We start from the raw sequence: 16,237 nt of genomic DNA on the forward strand, positions 1-16,237 counted from the left end.
AAATTTTTTATACTTCACACCCAGTGTGTTACCTTGGGCTGATATCGGACGGGCCTTCAACCCTCATAAAAGGCCTTCGGTCCATCACTCCAACCGCTCGATCCTGGCACCAAGGCTGCGCAGCCGCTGGTCGATGTTCGAGAAACCGCGGTCGATCTGGATGATGTTCTGGATTTCCGATTCGCCTTCCGCGCAAAGCGCCGCAATCAGCATCGCCATGCCGGCGCGGATGTCGGGACTGACCAGCCTCGACCCCCGCAGGCGTTCGGGCCCGATGACGACCGCGCGGTGCGGGTCGCAAAGCACGATGCGCGCGCCCATGCTGATCAGCGGATCGGTGAAATAAAGGCGCGACTCGAACATTTTTTCGTGGATCAGCACCGTGCCCTTGCACTGGGTGGCGGTCACGAGCGCAACCGACGTCATGTCGGCCGGAAACGCGGGCCAGGGCGCGTCCTCGATGCGCGGGATCGCTTTCCCGAGGTCGGAAACAATGCGCAACTTCTGTTTGCCGGGAATGAGCAGATTCTTTCCGTCCTCGACGGTTTTGATTCCCAGCCGGGAAAACACCATGCGGATCATCCGCAGGTTCGGAATATCCGCGTCCTCGATCAACACTTCGCCGCGGGTGACGGCAGCCAGTGCAATAAAACTGCCGACTTCCAGATAATCCGGGCCGATGCGGTGCCGCGCGCCGTGAAGTTTTTTTACACCTTGAATGTAAAGGGTGTTGGAACCGATCCCGCAAATTTTTGCGCCCATCTTGTTCAATAAAATGCAAAGGCCCTGGACATGCGGCTCGCTGGCGGCATTGCGCAGCGTGCTTTCGCCGCGCGCGAGCACAGCGGCGCATATCGCATTCTCGGTTGCGGTGACCGAGGCTTCGTCCAGCAAGATGTCAGCGCCGACGAGTGTGCGTGCCGTCAACTCAAAACCATTCTTGTCCTCCCGGATTTTTGCGCCGAGGGCCTGGAGCGCCAGCATGTGTGTGTCGATACGGCGGCGGCCAATACGGTCGCCGCCTGGGCGCGGGAGAAAGACCTTGCCGCAACGGGCCAAAAGCGGGCCGGCAAGGGTGACGGCCCCTCTCAACTTGCTTGAGAGTTCGATTGGAAGCTGGCTGGATGGCTTCAACGCGGCGCGGATGACTGCGGTCTCGGAAAACTCATCCGTTTGAAGTTCGATTTTGACACCCAGTTGGGTTACAATTTCCCGCATCACCCTCACATCCTCGATGAGCGGAAGGTTTTCGAGCGTCACCGGTTCGTCGGTCAGGCAGCAGGCGGCCAGGAGCGGCATGGCCTCGTTTTTATTGCCCTGCGGGCGGATCGTACCCGAAAGGGGGTATCGACCCTGGACTCGAAAATAGGAGCGGCTGCTGAATTCCTGCATTTTTGGAAAATAAGGCCCTGGCCAAAGGGGGCAAGTTCCAAATTACAACGACATTTCTACAGGGAGGCCGCGAAGAACTCAGAGGAAATGCAGAATTCTGAAACCTGAAAGTCGATAGCTGAAGACTGAACACTTTAAACCAAGTTTCACCTTGTTTGGGTGATGCAAGCGGGCGGGTTCGTCGAGGGGTGCTTGTTCTCACACCGCAACAACGGCATCAGACAAGCAGGTTATGGTTTCGGTACCGCAGCAGGCGGGGTTTGAGCGGGCGGCGGGAGGATGTCCTTATTATTCAGGTTGATCACAATATCAATCCTCCGGTTCCTAGCCTTGTTCTCGGGTGTGTCATTTTCAGCCACCGGTTCGGTGTCGGCCCGGCCCACCGCCATCAGCCGCCTTGGATCCACATTCCCCTGCTCCGAAAGAAAAACCACAGCCGTGCTCGCGCGGGCCGCGGACAACTCCCAATTGGACGGATATCTTTGTTTTAAAACCTGGCCGATGGGAACGTTGTCCGTATGGCCCTCGACCCGTATCTCGTAGTCTTTCAATTCATTATTCAACAAGTCCGCGATGTTTTTTAATATCGTCTGCCCTGCTGCCATGATGTCCGATTGCCCCGGATCAAACAGGATTTTGTCCGCCAGCCGGATGGTCAATTCGTGGTCGTTCAGAAATACGGCCCCCTGATCGGCCGACATTTGCTTGAGTACTTTTTCCCGGGCCGAGAGCAAAAAATCCTGGCGCTGCTTTTCCTGATCCAGGCGTTCCTGTTGCTGCTGTAAAATTTCATGGCGCAGATCATCCGCGCGAGTGAGAAGTTCATCCTTGGTTTTCAACTGGTTGGAATTCTCGTCAAAATCCTTTTTCAACCGCTCGATCTGTCCGCCGAGCCTGTCGATTTTTTCCCTCAATGTGCGGTTGTCCTCGCTCAGGAAGGACAATTGATGTTGTTCCCGGCTCAGACGGAGTGCGGATCCCACAGCCAGCCCCAGACAGAGAAGGCATATGATCCCGGCGATTCCCAGGACTATCCACAGCCGCTTGTTGCGCGGTAAGATTTCGGCCATGCGTACTCTCATAGCCGGAGGCCCCTGATGCGGCAATCAAGGAATGTTCTTTCCACTTGGCAATTTCACCCCATAAACTTTCATGACCGGAATGGATTATGCGAATCTCGGGCTTAATCATGGACATCGTTGCGGTGTTGATGAATATGGGATTGGTTTTTGGGCAATCCGTTCCTCCAGACAGTGCTTGGCAGAAGATTCATAGCCAGCAACCCAATGGTGTTCAAGTGAAGCTCGTCCTCGCCAAGACGCATTTTGTCCAAGGCGAACGGATTGATGCCATGCTTTATTTTTCCAATTCGACGGAAGTCGTTTACACAGTTGAAGCTGGCGCAGGAGAACCTGGCGCGATTTTTCATGCCCATAACGCAAATGGTCAATTTTTGAACGATCCCTTGAAGTGGTTTTACGACTGGAACGGCGTAACAAGCATGGGAATTGTTGCGTTGCATCCTATCAAGAATTACACTCTCCAATTGACCGTTAATGAGCGGCTCAACTTTGACAAGCCGGGTATTTACACTCTTTACGCCGAGATTTCTTTACACCACGGCACGGAGTTCAATTCTTCCCCAGATATTGCCGTTGTTTCGCAAAAGGTCGAAGTGACAATCGACCAACTGACGCCTCAAAAGGAACAGGCAATCATCGCGCAAGCCCGCCAAAAGATTGCTATGGGTGGAGATGCTGCCAATGAAGCAGTTGTTGATTTGCGCTGTTTGAGAACACAGGCGGCTTACGCTGAGATGATACCACTTCTTGCGCGGGCTCCGCTGTATCACAAATTGTATTGGGCGTTCATAGCATCTCCCAATCCCGCCGAATTGGCGGCAGACATCCTGGCCAGAGTCAAGCAAGGCGGATTGATTTTAGACGAAGAAGGCGTTGACCTTTACTCCCGACTTAAGAGTTCAGCGATATGTTTTGGACTTTCTCCACAAAAACTTTCAGAAGCCGATATATCGAGAATTAGTCAAGAATTGCGGTCGAAGAATAATACCGCCAGGGCTGAAATCCTTGCCGCACAAATTGCTTCAGCAGGGAACGGCAAAGAGGCTATCGAAGCGATGTGGGTTTCATTTCAAGATAACGCCATCAACAAAAATCCCGGCGAAAAGGACAGGGACGGAGGAACCGCTCGGGCTATGATGGTCACGCATCAACTGGAACTGCCGCAACAGCATGTGAACCGGCTTCTTGACAGTTGGCAATATTGGGGGAGCGCTGATTTTCTGCCTTTAGTAAGGCAGCAGGCAAGCCCTCCAATTTGCAATCCCAAAGCTTTGGCAGCTTTGGCGCAACTTGAACCGGATGAGGCCATGCCTCTGATTTGTAAGGATGTTCTCAGCAAAGACCCTAAATATTTTGTGGATAGTGATCCCGTTCGTTGGGTCAAACTACCACCAGAGATACTTCCTAAATTGACCCAATTTTTGCAAAATGCCCTGCAAGAAAAGCAAATCAACCTCTCAAGAATCCTCGATTTTGCAGAACGGTATGGCACGAAGTCACTCGTTCCAAACATGGCTGCACTCTATTACAGAACGGATTGGGGCCAATCGCGTGAGACCTATGGAATCAAGTATCGCGTGTTGCGCTTTTGGATTCATTGGGAGCCGGAGAAAGGGGTGCAGGCTCTGGCCGAGGCATTGCCTAAACATGAATACTTCGACGGGTATCAATCCCTTGTGGAAGTTCTTATCGATAACTGGATGCCCGAGGCTATACCTCTTGTTTTGAAGGAATTACAAAGCGCTAATATTTCCGTCGTTAATTCAGCCGCCTTTCTCCTTGTGAATCATGCTGACGAAAAATACGCCGAACAAGTCGTGACCGCATTGGAACGAATTGCGCAGAGTCCGAAAGGCGAAGATATTGGATATGCCAGTTGGAGAAGAGGTGAAGAAGCCTACAGGGCAAAATATGTTCTAGGAAATAAGCGATGGCATTTTACCGAAGGGCAACAAAAGCGTCTTCAAGTGATTATTACTGCTTCTCCAAAACAGAATTAAGACCTGACATATGTCACCGGATTTTAGAATGCCCCGTCGCAGGCATCGGTCGGCAGAATCATCGGCTCGCTGCCATGGTGTTTCCGGTACGCTTCCGCCAGCTTCGCGCAAAATTCCTTCAAGCAATCCCGGCGTACCAGATTCAGGGTCGCCCCGCCAAAGCCGCCTCCGCTCAAACGGGCGCCCAGGCAGCCTTTCAGCCCCTTGGCCGTCGCAACCAAAAAGTCCAGTTCCTCACAACTGTTTTCAAAATAGCGAATGGAACTTTCATGCGACTCATACATCAGCTTTCCAAACTCTTCCATGCGGCCCGCTTCCAGATATCCCTTCGCGCGCGTAACACGGTCAATTTCCCCAACGACATGCTTCGCCCGCATGTATGCGTGTTCCGGCAACTTTTCACGCGCCAGCTCCAATTCTGCAGGAGTGACATCGCGAAGCGCCGCTTTGCCGAGCAATCGCGCCGCGTTTTCGCACGACTCACGCCGCTCGTTGTATTCGCCCCCCACCAGCGCATGTTTGACGCCGGAATGGACGATTACAAATTCATAGGCCGGATCCAGCGGCAAATGCCCGATCTCGAAACTGCGGCAATCGATCGAAGTTGCATGCCCCTTGCGGCTCAATGCCACTGAAATCTGGTCGAGCAAACCGCATTTCACCCCCGCATACGTGTGCTCGGCCGCCTGCCCGACGCGCGCGAGGTCCAGCCTGCCCATTTCAAACGGGTACAGCTTTTGCATCGAGAGCGCGGTTGCGATTTCCAATGCCGCGCTGCTGCTCAACCCGGCGCCGATGGGAATGTTGCTCGAAATTTCCAATTCCGCGCCGCCCAGCCGGGTCCCGCGTTTGCCCAGTTGATCCAGAACGCCTAACACATAATTGGCCCAGCTTTCCGTTTTCTGGGGCTCGATCCGGGACAGATCGCCCGACCATTCCCGCTTCAGATCCAGCGAGCGCAACACCAGCTTGTTGTCCGGAAGCGGCTTCGCCCGCATGGTTGTGCCGAATGAAATGGCCAGCGACAACACAAGTCCGTCATTGTAATCGGTGTGGTTGCCAAGGAGTTCCGCCCGGCCCGGCGCATAGGTTTGTACAGTTGTCATATAAATAGTTCCGTCACACTGTCGGCCACCAACCGCCCCTCCCGGGTCAACGCCACGCGGCCACACAGAACCTCAATCAAACCCGCTTCCGCAAGATTCGTCAAAAGCTCTTTTTGGGCGCCCAGTTCCTCCGCCGGGACCCCTTCCCGCACCCGCAAACCCAACAGGATCCGCTCCGCCCTTTTGGTTGCCAGGCTCAGCTCCTCAAACTTGCGCTGCGGTTCGCCGCTTTCAAGCAGGGCTTTCGAATACAAACGCGTGTCCGGCACATTCTGCCATCGGAGCAGGCCCACCGTGGAGCAGGCGCTTGGACCCAGTCCGATGTAATCGCTGCCATTCCAATAGGCGCGATTATGAAGGGAGGCATGCCCGGGCTTCGCCAGATTCGAGATTTCATAATGCTCAAACCCCCCGGCCTCCAGGAGATCCATGCCGCGATGAAAAAATTCCCGCTCCCGCCCCTCGTCGATCCTCAAAACACCGGCTTGCAGCTTTTCAAAAAATTCCGTGTCCTCCTCATAATTGAGGTTGTACGCCGAGATGTGTTCGGGCTCCAATTCCAGCGCGGAACGGACCGATGCCAGCCATTGCTCCAAAGTCTGGCCCGGAAGCGCAAACATCAGGTCCAGATTGATGTTTTCAAAGCCGGTTTCCCGCAAAATTTGTACGCTTTTGCGAATGTCTTCCGCCCGGTGCGTGCGCCCGAGAATTTTCAGCGACGGCTCGTCAAACGCCTGGGCCCCGAGGCTGACACGGTTGATTCCCGCGCTCTTCAATAATTGCGCCTTGGCGGGTGAAATCGTCAGCGGGTTGGCTTCCATCGTGAACTCAACCGCATGCTTCCAGGGCCAGGCTTCAAACAAGTCTTCCAATTGCCCGATGCTGAGAGCGGAAGGCGTACCGCCGCCGAAAAAGACCGTTTCCGGGCGCAAATCAAATTCCGAACGCGCCCATTCGATTTCGCGTTTCAATGCCGGCAGAAAGGCCTTCATGTCGGGCAATGTATTCCGAGTCTTGTAAAATGAGCAGTATGGGCAGATATGCGTGCAAAACGGGATATGCACATACAGATGCCGGATCTCCGGGGCTTGATTACCGGCGGCTTCGATCTTTTTGTGGGAACTTCCGTTGGGATTGAGGCTCATTTTAAGAGACCTGCGGGCTAAGAGGTCTCTAACAAAGCCTGCTTCAACGCGTTCCAACCCAGGGTGGCGCATTTGACACGTTGGGGAAATTTCCGGACGCCCTCAAAAATCTGAAGGTCGCCAAAACCCTTGGGCGGAGCGGGAGGGACGGGCGCGGTGAGCATCTGGTGGAAGGCCTCGTTCAATTGCATGGCCTCGTCCCGGGTCTTGCCCTTGGTCTTGACGGTCATGAGCGAGGTGGAAGCCTGGCTGATCGCACAGCCCGAACCGGTAAATTTGATTTCCTCGATCCTGCCCTCGGGCGAAAGCTTGAGGTACACGGTGATTTCATCGCCGCAGGTCGGATTGTCGCCCTGGACAAAAATGGTGGCCTGCGGCAGCTCGCCGTAATTGCGGGGGCGCTGGGCGTGGTCGAGCACAACAGTCTGATAAAGTTCGTCGAGGTCCATGGGGAATAGTGGGATTGTCTGATAGTGGGGACTAGGTTCGCAAGAAATAAGCGTGTATCTTTTCCAGCGCTTCGGCGAGTTTATCCACTTCCTCGCGCGTGTTGTAGAGATAAAAGCTGGCTCGGGCGGTGGAAGGCGTACCCAGTTTTTTCATGAGCGGCTGGTTGCAGTGATGCCCGCCGCGCAACGCGATTCCGAATGTGTTGGCCATTTCCACCACGTCATGCGCATGAATGCGGTCCATGACAAAGGTCACCAGCCCCGCCCTGCCGGTTTCCGGGCCGAGGATTTTCAAAAAGCGCAGGGCGGACAATTTTTCAAACGCATAGGCCGCCAGCTCCATGTCGTGCCGGCTGATTTCCTCCCGGCCAACCGCATCCAGGTAATCCATGGCGGCGTGCAGCCCGATGGCGTCGGCAATGTTGGGAGTACCGGCTTCGAATTTGTGCGGCGCGGGTTTGTATTTTGCGGCTTCATAGGTAACGGACGAGATCATTTCTCCACCACCTTGATAAGGTTGCATCGCCTCCAGCAAGTCCAGTCGGCCGTAGAGGACGCCGATCCCCGTCGGCCCCGCCATTTTATGGCCGGAAAACGCAAGAAAATCGCAGCCCATATCCTGCACATCCACCGATCGGTGTCCCGCGCTTTGGGCGGCATCCACCAGGGTGAGAATCCCGCGGCTCCTGGCCTTTGCGCAAAATTCCTTCACCGGGTTGACCAGCCCGAGCGTGTTCGAGATGTGGGTGAAGGCGAACAATTTGACCGGCGTTTGAAGCAGTTTGTCCAGGGCTTCCATATCCAGGGAAGCGCCGTTTTCCGTCACCGGCACATAGCGCAACTGGGCGCCCGTACGTTGGGCCAAAAGCTGCCAGGGCACCATATTGCTGTGATGCTCCATCTCCGTGAGCAGGATGGCGTCGCCGGGCTTCAGCTGTTCCGAGCCCCAGGCGTTTGCGACAAGATTGATGCTTTCGGTCGTGCCGCGTGTAAAAATAATCTCATCCGCCGACCGGGCATTCACAAAGGCGGCCGCGCGGGTCCGGGCGGCTTCATAGGCGGCGGTGGCGCGATTGCTGAGTTCATGCAGCCCGCGGTGGACATTGCTGTTTTCGAATTTGTAGTAGTGATCGAGCCGTTCGATGACCGGATTGGGCTTTTGGGTCGTGGCAGCGTTGTCGAGATAGAGCAACGGATGGCCGTTCACCTGCTGGTCCAGCACAGGGAAATCAGCGCGTAGTTTTGAAAAATCGGTCATGGTTAAGAAGAACATACTAATCCGAAACCTGCCGGGAGGCAAACCGAACTGTCTCAACAGGGTTGGCCCCGTGGAAGTCAGGAGGGGGATTACCCTCCGGACTGAAACCCGATTTTTGGTTTGGGAGGCAGCGGTGGCGGAGAAAGTAGAGGTAGAAGTTTATGATAGACATCGCACAAGGCCCTGTCATGGATCAACAAAGTTTTATCAATTTCTGCCAGGCGTTTTAGGATAGCGGCATTGGCGGTTAAAATTTCACGTTGTTTGATAAAAGCGCGAATAATAAAGACACTCATTTTGACCGCAGCCGGGCTGTTAAGCACGTTGGCCGCCATCAAGGCGCCATGCTCGGTGAAAGCATAGGGCCGGTAAACTGCCCCGCGACGACTGGAGGAACTGGTCGCAAATTGCGACCAGTTCAACGCATCTTCTTGTGAATCAGTAGCTTGTAAACTTATAGTTGCGGTTTGTGACCTCAGGTTGGCGCGTTCTTTTGCTGTAATTTGAAATACAAAATCCTTCGGAAAACGTTCCGCGTTTCGTTTTATTTGTTCGTTCAACCGCTTGGTTGTAACGCCGTAAAGCCGGGCAAGATCGGCATCTATCAAAACTGGTTGACCGCGAAGTACGAGTAAAGGAATGGGCGAGCTCATGGCTCAAAAATCCAGTTGCATGATCTAAAAATAGAGCGCGATTCGCATTCTTCTTGCTGGTTAGCCTGCATATTTCATACTCTTTTCAATGGTCAACCTGTTAGCGCCGGGACGTAACAGCGGAAAGACACGCGCCGGGCATATGCAGGCTCTTGCAAAACCGCCTCCAAATAAGGCAGTACCAATTCGAAAATCAAAACAAAATACCCATTCAGGCGGTTTTGCTTGTAACCCGGATGTTCCTGCACCCCAGTTCCCGCCAGACTTTGGAGCAGGACACTTTGCTGAGGTTTTCAGAAGCGTGTGAAACATCCGGGTTAGGCTCAGCCTGGCAGAAAAATCAGATTTCTAAAAAGCTGCTTTTAATGTCATCGCAAGTGTGTGATTAGGCCGGACTCGTATGGCGCAGAAGCGCCGACTTGGTTTAAAAAGTGTAAAAATTAAAAAAGAGTACTCGAACTATCTGGAGCAGCGCTGCTAAAAATGGGCATGAGCGTCGAGCTTCTGGCCCGCATCCAATTCGCCTTTACCGTGGCGTTTCACTATATATATCCGCCCCTGAGCATCGGACTCGGCGTTCTCCTGGTACTGATCGAAGGCGCCTGGCTCAAAACCCGAAACCCGCTCTATCACAGGATGGCCAAATTTTGGACCAGGGTTTTTGCCCTCACTTTTGCCATCGGCGTGGCCACCGGCATCGTGATGGAATTTGAGTTCGGCACCAACTGGGCCACCTATTCCCGCTATGTGGGGGACATTTTCGGCAGCGCCCTGGCCGCCGAGGGAATTTTCGCCTTTTTCCTGGAATCCGGGTTTCTGGCCATACTCTTGTTCGGCTGGGACAAGGTGGGGCCGAAGCTGCACTTTTTTTCCACGTTGATGGTCTGCCTGGGCGCGCACTTCAGCGCGGTCTGGATCGTTGTCGCCAATTCCTGGCAGCAAACGCCGGCCGGCTATCATATCATCGGCGAGGGCCTGAACGCCCGGGCTGAGATAACCAATTTTTGGGCCATGGTGTTCAACCCCTCGTCGATGGACCGGCTGAGCCATGTCGTCATGGGCGCCTGGCAGGCGGGCGCGTTCCTGGCGATCAGTGTTAGTGCGTTTTATTTGTTAAATAAGAGGCACGTCAGGTTCGCCCGGGCCTCGCTCAAGACCGGTCTCCTGGTGGCCGGCTTTGCCTCCGTCATGCAGTTGGTGACGGGGCATTCCAGCGCCGTGGGCGTAAGCCGGAACCAGCCCGCCAAACTGGCGGCAATGGAAGCCCATTATGCGGAATCCGCCCCTGCGGATTTATATTTGTTCGGCTGGGTGAACAACAAGGGTGAAACCGTGAACTGCGGCGTCCGGCTGCCGGGCATGCTGAGTTACCTCGTCCATGGCGATTCCAAGGCGCCAATTCAGGGATTGAACGCCTTCAAGGCAAATGAGCGCCCGCCGGTAAATTTTGTTTTCCAGACCTATCATCTGATGGTCGCCGTCGGGATGTCCTTGATCGGGCTCAGTTTCCTGGGCCTTTTTCTCTGGTGGCGGGGAACGTTGTTCACCTGCCGGCCCGTGCTTTGGGTGATGGTCTTTTCCGTGTTAGGCCCGCAGATTGCAAACCAGGCGGGCTGGTTCACCGCCGAAGTGGGACGGCAGCCCTGGATTGTTTATAACCTGCTGAAAACCTCCGATGCGCTTTCGAAGGTCGTGACGGCGAATGAAGTGCTGGCTTCATTGATTATGTTCACCCTGATTTATATCCTGCTCTTTGCCGTGTTTATTTTCCTGCTCGACAACAAAATCCGCAGCGGCCCCGATGCGCATGAAGAATTGCCCGGGGAACCGCTCGCCCACCTTCCACGCGCATGAATGATTTCTTTCAATACCTGCTTCAACATCTGGATTTGAACGCCATCTGGTTTGTGTTGATCGGTGTTTTGTTCACCGGCTATGCGGCGCTCGACGGTTTCGATCTGGGCGTGGGCGCGCTGCATTTGTTTACCAAAACGGACAAGGAACGCAGGCTGATGCTGAATTCCATCGGCCCGGTCTGGGATGGAAATGAAGTCTGGCTCGTCACGGGCGGCGGAGCTCTCTTCGCCGCGTTCCCGGAGGTTTATGCCACGGTCTTTTCCGGATTTTATCTGGCCTTCATGCTGCTGCTGTGTTCCCTGATTTTTCGCGCAGTGGCCATTGAGTTCCGCAGCAAGCAGCCCATGCTTTGGTGGCGCCGGATGTGGGACATCTGTTTCGCGCTCGGCAGCATCCTCTCAGCTTTTTTGATCGGGGTCGCCCTCGGCAACATTGCGTGGGGCATTCCGCTGGACAAGGACTTTGAATTCTCGGGCAGCTTCCTGGGACTGTTGCATCCCTACGCCCTCCTGATGGGAGTGACAACCGTGGCGCTGTTTATGATGCACGGTTGCATTTATGCCACGATGAAGACCGAAGGCCCATTGCACGAAAAACTGCGCGGCTGGATCAACAATACGATCATTTTCTTCATCATCTGCTACGCCACCGCCACTGTGGCAACACTGGTTTACCTGCCTCACATGTCGGAAAAGCTCAAACAAACGCCGTGGTTTTTTGTGCTTGCGATCCTGAACATGCTGGCCATCGCCAACATCCCGCGCGAGGTCCATCATAAGCGCGACCTGATGGCCTTTGCTTCGTCCTGCGCCGCCATGGTCACGTTGATGGGACTGTTCGGCCTCGGCATGTTCCCCAATCTCGTGCTGTCCAATCCCAATCCGGAACACAGCATGAACATCATCAACTCCGCATCCTCTCACAAAACGCTCGGGATCATGCTCGTCATCGCGATTCTCGGCGTACCGGTCGTGCTGGCTTATACCGCGAGCATCTATTGGATATTCCGCGGCAAAGTGAAGCTGGACCCCCACAGTTACTGATTGCCAACACAGGTCCTCGCGTCCGCCAAATACGCGAAAAATTAACCACGGATTACACGTATAATCCGGATATAAAATCTTACTCTTACTCCATCTCGATCTCTTGGGATGCAGCACATTTTTAACCGCTGATAAACGCAGATTCACGCAGATAAAGACGAGAGAACCCATTGCACCGCAAAGACACAGAGAGAAAACTAAAAACCGGATTTAGCCGCGAAAAAGCGCAAAGGCCGCAAAAGGTTGGTACCAGGCTATTATAAATGGTGGGCTTAAAACTTGGAACTTGATCCCTCAAACTTGAATATCCCCCTGACAAGGGGGAAGTAAAGGGGGTTTAATCTTCACCTTTCGGACAAATTCTGTTATCAAACCCGGATGAGCCATTACCTCGTCATGACCGTGATCGGGCCTGATCGCCCGGGCCTCGTTGACAGCCTCGCTTCCATCATTCTCAAACAAGAAGGCAACTGGCTCGAAAGCCGCATGTGCCACCTCGGCGGCCAGTTTGCCGGCATCCTGCGCATCCAGGTTGCTCCGGAGCATGAACAGGCCTTGATCGAACAATTGCAATCCCTCTCAGCCCAGGGCCTCGCGGTCGTCGCCTACCCGGAGAACAACAACCCTCCCGCGCCTGACGATCAATTGGTGACCATTGAGCTGGTGGGTCAGGACCGGCCCGGCATTGTCAGTCAGATTTCCGCCATCCTCGCGCAGTACTCTGTCAATGTGGAAGATCTTAAAACCGAATGCAGCAGCGCCCCCATGTCGGGCGAAACCCTCTTCCAGGCCACCGCTATTTTGCGCCTGCCGAGGGGATGCGACTTGAAGGCCCTGCGGAGCGATCTGGAAAAAATCACCTCCAACCTGATGGTTGATATGATCTTCGGGAAACCCCTGCCTTAACTTCTTGACCGCTTGAGCTTCGGTCACATCCCAACCCTTGAAACCGCCCGATCTTGAAAGAATCGCCCTTGAGGTGGTGGAAGCGGAAAAGAGAAAGTTGCCCGCCGATATTGTCCGTTCGCTCGCTCCCGTACAGTTGCGCATGATGTTCCGGCCCGACCGGGAAATGATCGAGGAAGGATTGGACGATTTGCTGGGCCTGTTTGAGGGCAACAGCCTGCTCGATGGCGATCCCGGCACACCCGATGACTTCCCGCGTATCACCCTGTTTCTGGAAAATTTATGGGACGAAGCGGAGGAAGATGAGGGCTTGTTTCGCAAGGAAGTCCGCACGACCTGGCTGCACGAGATCGGCCACTACCTAGGCTGGGGCGAGGAAGAAGTCGAAGCCCGCGGGCTGGGTTAAAAGCAACACCGGTTCTCGCGCAAAGCCGCGAAGACGCAAAGGAAAACAAAAATCCATTCTTTGGTTAAAACGAGCTCTTCCTCAATTTTTCTTATTCACGCCATCCAATGGATCGAATTAGCGCACCTCCAAAAATCAGGGTAAAAGTCACTACCACACCCGTAAAGATAAAGCGCGCCACCGGTCTTATCGGTTTTAAGTCGGCATCGGGATGTAAGTGAGAATGCATGGACCATTTGATCCCCACAAACAACTCCAGAAAAACAACTAAAACTATCAGTGCCGCCATGCTAAGTGCTGTAACATTAAACTTCATTTAATCAACGTCCCCGATCACCTGCCCTGGACCGTTGGTGCGACAGCGGGTAAGGGTTAGGCGCATCGGCTCGTTTGGCTTATTTTTTGTTCTTGATCTCATCTGCAATCCGCCCTGGGAATGCCCTTCCTTTAGTGGTTGCTCTCGTCAAGCGAAAAACAGCAAGGTCCGCCTTCTTGGAAATTAGCCGCTCAATACCCTCCTTTGTCATATTGGGTTTGCTTCTAAAGAAAAGCTCGCATCCGTCTTCAATTGGTTCGTGGACGACGTTGAGTTCTCGAATCCCGTGGAATCGACAAGAGACCTGCTCTCCGCATGTGTTTTTGTATCTTGTATTTCCGTTCTTACCAATCCGAAGCGCCTTCTTGAAGGCCGCCTCCGGTGAATCCGCCTTTACTTTATTAAGACGGTATTGACGTAGATGGTCTGCCGCTTCCTGCCCGCGACGTGGATCTCTTCGACCAGATCAGCCACATACCATTCAGCGTCTGGTGGAATGAAGGTCATATTTTTACGTCGGCGTTCAGCGATCCCCTATAGCTCGTGAGGATCAGCATGGGGCGTGACAGCTCTGCTGGCATGATCCCGTGCGACACTACCACAAAAGTCTGGTGTTGTAGGGGATTCGCTGGAACGCATGGTTAGGCCTCAGTTTAAGTTAAGATACTTCAACAAAGCTTGAGTTACCACTGCCGTGGCAATGCCAAGTAGCCACACTAAAAATAGAAGACCCCACTTTTTAAATTTCCCCTTCGGACTGGCTTCCCCATGTTTTTGTTCTAGTTGATCGGCGTATTCACGACCTCTCAAGGTGATCCTATCTACACAGGCATTGCAGGGGATTCCCCTTTCGTCCTCTACATGTTCTCCCGAGAGGTATCCATCATCAATTAGTTGAGAGACGAGTTTAATTTCGTCCAGGTAAGAGTTTTCGGCGAATGAGATTGGCTCATCGGAGGAAGCTACCCTGTTTAGAATACCGATGACGGTTGGTCTGATGGAATCCATATTTATTTCTGCCTAACAGTATATTAGATTGAATTCAATCTATCCGAGATAGGTGGAATTCAACCTATCTCGGGGATTGAAGCGAGTTTGTTTCGGAAGCGCCATGCGCATGCCACCAGCATGCAGAAATTTGGCCTGTGGGCAAGCCGGGATTGGAGGGAAGCCGTTCTTGGTTTCGGGTTCTTCGTTCTTTGTGGGTTAAGTTTTAAGCCCACCATTTATAATGGCATGGTTCCAACCTTTTGCGTCTTTTGCGCTTTTTCGCGGCTAAATCCGGTTTTTAGATTTCTCTCTGCGTCTGCGTTAAAGACAAAAAATCTCTCTGCGCCCGGGCGGCATAGTTCGCATAACGCTCGCGCTTGTTACGCGGCGGACTCTCCAACGGCGGCATCAGCCCGAAATTCGCCTTCATCGGCTGGAACTGTTTGGCTTCCGCATGGGTCACATACCAGCACAAAGCCCCCAGCATCGTCGTCTTCGGCAATTCCAGCAACGGCTCCCCCCGCAGATGCCGGACGGCGTTCAGCCCGGCCAAAAGACCCGTCGCCGCATTGCCCATGTAACCCTCCACACCGGTGATCTGCCCGCCAAAATACAGGCCCGGCCTTTGCTTGAATTCCAACGTTGCCTTCAGCAAGGAAGGCGAGTTAATAAATGTGTTGCGGTGCATCTGGCCCAGCCGGACAAATTCGGCGTTCTCCAAACCCGGAATCAGCCGCAGCACGCGCTCCTGCTCACCCCATTTGATATTGGTCTGAAAACCGACCATATTATACAGCGACCCCGCCGCGTTGTCCTGTCTGAGCTGCACCACCGCATAAGGCCAGCGCCCCGTGCGCGGATCGTCCAGACCCACCGGTGTCATCGGTCCGTAAGCAAGCGCCCGGCGCTCGCGCGACGCAAGGATTTCAACAGGCAGGCAGCCTTCAAAAAAGCATTCGTCTTCCTTTTCAAAATCGCGCAACGGCATCCGCTCAGCCGCCAACAAGGCATCGATGAAGCGGTTGTATTCCGCCTCGTTCAGCGGGCAATTCAGGTAATCGCCATCCTCCCCTCCGCGTCCGTGCCGCGAGGCCTTGAAACAAATTTCGCGATTGATCGATTCCGCTTCCACGATGGGCGCCAGCGCATCGTAAAAATACAGATGATCGGACCCCGCCAATTTGCGGATTGATTCCGCAAGGGCGGGACTGGTCAGCGGACCGGACGCCACAACCACAATTCCGTTCCCGGGAATTTCCCGGATTTCTTCGCGCCGGATTTCCACCAGCGGATGATTTTCCAACCGGCGCGTCACTTCCCTGGAAAAATTTTCACGGTCCACCGCCAGCGCCGCTCCTGCAGGCACCGCCGTTTCACGGGCAACGTCCAGGATCAGGGAATGGAATTGTTCCATCTCCCATTTCAACTGGCCCGCCGCGCGATCCGGCAAGGCGGAGCCAAACGAATTGCTGCAAACCAATTCCGCAAAATGAGACGTGGCGTGCGCGGGCGTGGGGACAACCGGCCTCATTTCAATCAGCACAACGGGGACGCCCTGCGAGGCGATCTGCCATGCCGCCTCCGAGCCCGCCAATCCGGCGCCGATGACAGTTATTTTTTTCGTCTCCATGAAT

14 protein-coding genes are annotated in these 16,237 nt (G+C 54.1%); 5 read left to right on the forward strand and 9 right to left on the reverse strand.

All coding sequences use genetic code 11. The features are described from left to right. Positions 1 to 84: 84 nt before the first annotated feature. Both murA and PHD76_03200 read right to left on the reverse strand, forming a co-directional pair. Positions 85 to 1,392: a UDP-N-acetylglucosamine 1-carboxyvinyltransferase gene (gene murA, locus PHD76_03195; protein MDD5260833.1), complete on the reverse strand. Its 1,308-nt coding sequence runs from the start codon at positions 1,390 to 1,392 to the stop codon at positions 85 to 87. Positions 1,393 to 1,622: 230 nt separating this feature from the next. Next, positions 1,623 to 2,462: a flagellar motor protein MotB gene (locus PHD76_03200; protein ID MDD5260834.1), complete on the reverse strand. Its 840-nt coding sequence runs from the start codon at positions 2,460 to 2,462 to the stop codon at positions 1,623 to 1,625. Positions 2,463 to 2,581: 119 nt separating this feature from the next. Here PHD76_03200 and PHD76_03205 point away from each other — a divergent pair, with 119 nt between their 5' ends. Then, complete coding sequence (locus tag PHD76_03205) at positions 2,582 to 4,474, forward strand: hypothetical protein (GenBank protein ID MDD5260835.1); 1,893 nt, start codon at positions 2,582 to 2,584, stop codon at positions 4,472 to 4,474. Between the two features lie 23 nt (positions 4,475 to 4,497). Here the strand turns inward: PHD76_03205 and galK are convergent, their stop codons facing one another. The 5 genes from galK to PHD76_03230 form a co-directional block, all read right to left on the reverse strand. Next, the gene (gene galK, locus PHD76_03210) at positions 4,498 to 5,580 is read right to left on the reverse strand and encodes a galactokinase (GenBank protein MDD5260836.1); all 1,083 of its coding nucleotides are present in this window, start codon (positions 5,578 to 5,580) and stop codon (positions 4,498 to 4,500) included. After that, a complete protein-coding gene (gene hemW, locus PHD76_03215) occupies positions 5,577 to 6,725 on the reverse strand; it encodes a radical SAM family heme chaperone HemW (protein ID MDD5260837.1) in 1,149 nt (382 codons plus the stop codon). Before hemW ends, galK begins: the two co-directional genes overlap by 4 nt. Positions 6,726 to 6,742: 17 nt before the next feature. Further along, positions 6,743 to 7,174 (reverse strand): SUF system NifU family Fe-S cluster assembly protein, encoded by a 432-nt coding sequence (locus PHD76_03220; protein ID MDD5260838.1) that lies wholly within the window; start codon positions 7,172 to 7,174, stop codon positions 6,743 to 6,745. Positions 7,175 to 7,205: 31 nt separating this feature from the next. After that, positions 7,206 to 8,432 carry a cysteine desulfurase gene (locus tag PHD76_03225; GenBank protein ID MDD5260839.1) on the reverse strand — a complete coding sequence of 409 codons (1,227 nt, stop codon included), beginning with the start codon at positions 8,430 to 8,432 and terminating at the stop codon, positions 7,206 to 7,208. Positions 8,433 to 8,521: 89 nt separating this feature from the next. Beyond that, the gene (locus tag PHD76_03230) at positions 8,522 to 9,085 is read right to left on the reverse strand and encodes an ORF6N domain-containing protein (protein MDD5260840.1); all 564 of its coding nucleotides are present in this window, start codon (positions 9,083 to 9,085) and stop codon (positions 8,522 to 8,524) included. A 489-nt stretch (positions 9,086 to 9,574) separates the two neighbouring features. Here PHD76_03230 and PHD76_03235 point away from each other — a divergent pair, with 489 nt between their 5' ends. The 4 genes from PHD76_03235 to PHD76_03250 all read left to right on the forward strand — a co-directional run bounded on the left by PHD76_03235 (position 9,575) and on the right by PHD76_03250 (position 13,297). Further along, complete coding sequence (locus PHD76_03235) at positions 9,575 to 10,939, forward strand: cytochrome ubiquinol oxidase subunit I (protein MDD5260841.1); 1,365 nt, start codon at positions 9,575 to 9,577, stop codon at positions 10,937 to 10,939. Beyond that, positions 10,936 to 11,985, forward strand: coding sequence for a cytochrome d ubiquinol oxidase subunit II (gene cydB / locus PHD76_03240; GenBank protein ID MDD5260842.1), 1,050 nt, complete (start codon positions 10,936 to 10,938; stop codon positions 11,983 to 11,985). Before PHD76_03235 ends, cydB begins: the two co-directional genes overlap by 4 nt. A gap of 378 nt (positions 11,986 to 12,363) precedes the next feature. After that, positions 12,364 to 12,891 (forward strand): hypothetical protein, encoded by a 528-nt coding sequence (locus PHD76_03245; GenBank protein MDD5260843.1) that lies wholly within the window; start codon positions 12,364 to 12,366, stop codon positions 12,889 to 12,891. Positions 12,892 to 12,928: 37 nt separating this feature from the next. Beyond that, the gene (locus tag PHD76_03250) at positions 12,929 to 13,297 is read left to right on the forward strand and encodes a metallopeptidase family protein (GenBank protein MDD5260844.1); all 369 of its coding nucleotides are present in this window, start codon (positions 12,929 to 12,931) and stop codon (positions 13,295 to 13,297) included. Between the two features lie 964 nt (positions 13,298 to 14,261). Here PHD76_03250 and PHD76_03255 read toward each other — a convergent pair. Both PHD76_03255 and trmFO read right to left on the reverse strand, forming a co-directional pair. Then, positions 14,262 to 14,621 (reverse strand): hypothetical protein, encoded by a 360-nt coding sequence (locus tag PHD76_03255; GenBank protein MDD5260845.1) that lies wholly within the window; start codon positions 14,619 to 14,621, stop codon positions 14,262 to 14,264. Between the two features lie 280 nt (positions 14,622 to 14,901). After that, on the reverse strand, positions 14,902 to 16,233 hold the full coding sequence (gene trmFO / locus PHD76_03260; protein MDD5260846.1) for a methylenetetrahydrofolate--tRNA-(uracil(54)-C(5))-methyltransferase (FADH(2)-oxidizing) TrmFO: 1,332 nt from the start codon (positions 16,231 to 16,233) through the stop codon (positions 14,902 to 14,904). Positions 16,234 to 16,237 lie beyond the last annotated feature (4 nt).

Source organism: Candidatus Methylacidiphilales bacterium (genome assembly GCA_028713655.1).
Classification (GTDB): Bacteria; Verrucomicrobiota; Verrucomicrobiia; order Methylacidiphilales; family JAAUTS01; genus JAQTNW01.

Excerpts from the sequence above, each read along its gene's own strand:
- PHD76_03245 (MDD5260843.1), top strand. The coding sequence starts at position 12,364 with ATGAGCCATTACCTCGTCATGACCGTGATCGGGCCTGATCGCCCGGGC.
- PHD76_03220 (MDD5260838.1), bottom strand. The coding sequence starts at position 7,174 with ATGGACCTCGACGAACTTTATCAGACTGTTGTGCTCGACCACGCCCAG.
- galK (MDD5260836.1), bottom strand. The coding sequence starts at position 5,580 with ATGACAACTGTACAAACCTATGCGCCGGGCCGGGCGGAACTCCTTGGC.
- PHD76_03255 (MDD5260845.1), bottom strand. The coding sequence starts at position 14,621 with ATGGATTCCATCAGACCAACCGTCATCGGTATTCTAAACAGGGTAGCT.
- trmFO (MDD5260846.1), bottom strand. The coding sequence starts at position 16,233 with ATGGAGACGAAAAAAATAACTGTCATCGGCGCCGGATTGGCGGGCTCG.
- cydB (MDD5260842.1), top strand. The coding sequence starts at position 10,936 with ATGAATGATTTCTTTCAATACCTGCTTCAACATCTGGATTTGAACGCC.
- PHD76_03225 (MDD5260839.1), bottom strand. The coding sequence starts at position 8,432 with ATGACCGATTTTTCAAAACTACGCGCTGATTTCCCTGTGCTGGACCAG.
- PHD76_03230 (MDD5260840.1), bottom strand. The coding sequence starts at position 9,085 with ATGAGCTCGCCCATTCCTTTACTCGTACTTCGCGGTCAACCAGTTTTG.
- PHD76_03235 (MDD5260841.1), top strand. The coding sequence starts at position 9,575 with ATGAGCGTCGAGCTTCTGGCCCGCATCCAATTCGCCTTTACCGTGGCG.
- PHD76_03200 (MDD5260834.1), bottom strand. The coding sequence starts at position 2,462 with ATGGCCGAAATCTTACCGCGCAACAAGCGGCTGTGGATAGTCCTGGGA.
- murA (MDD5260833.1), bottom strand. The coding sequence starts at position 1,392 with ATGCAGGAATTCAGCAGCCGCTCCTATTTTCGAGTCCAGGGTCGATAC.
- PHD76_03205 (MDD5260835.1), top strand. The coding sequence starts at position 2,582 with ATGGACATCGTTGCGGTGTTGATGAATATGGGATTGGTTTTTGGGCAA.
- hemW (MDD5260837.1), bottom strand. The coding sequence starts at position 6,725 with ATGAGCCTCAATCCCAACGGAAGTTCCCACAAAAAGATCGAAGCCGCC.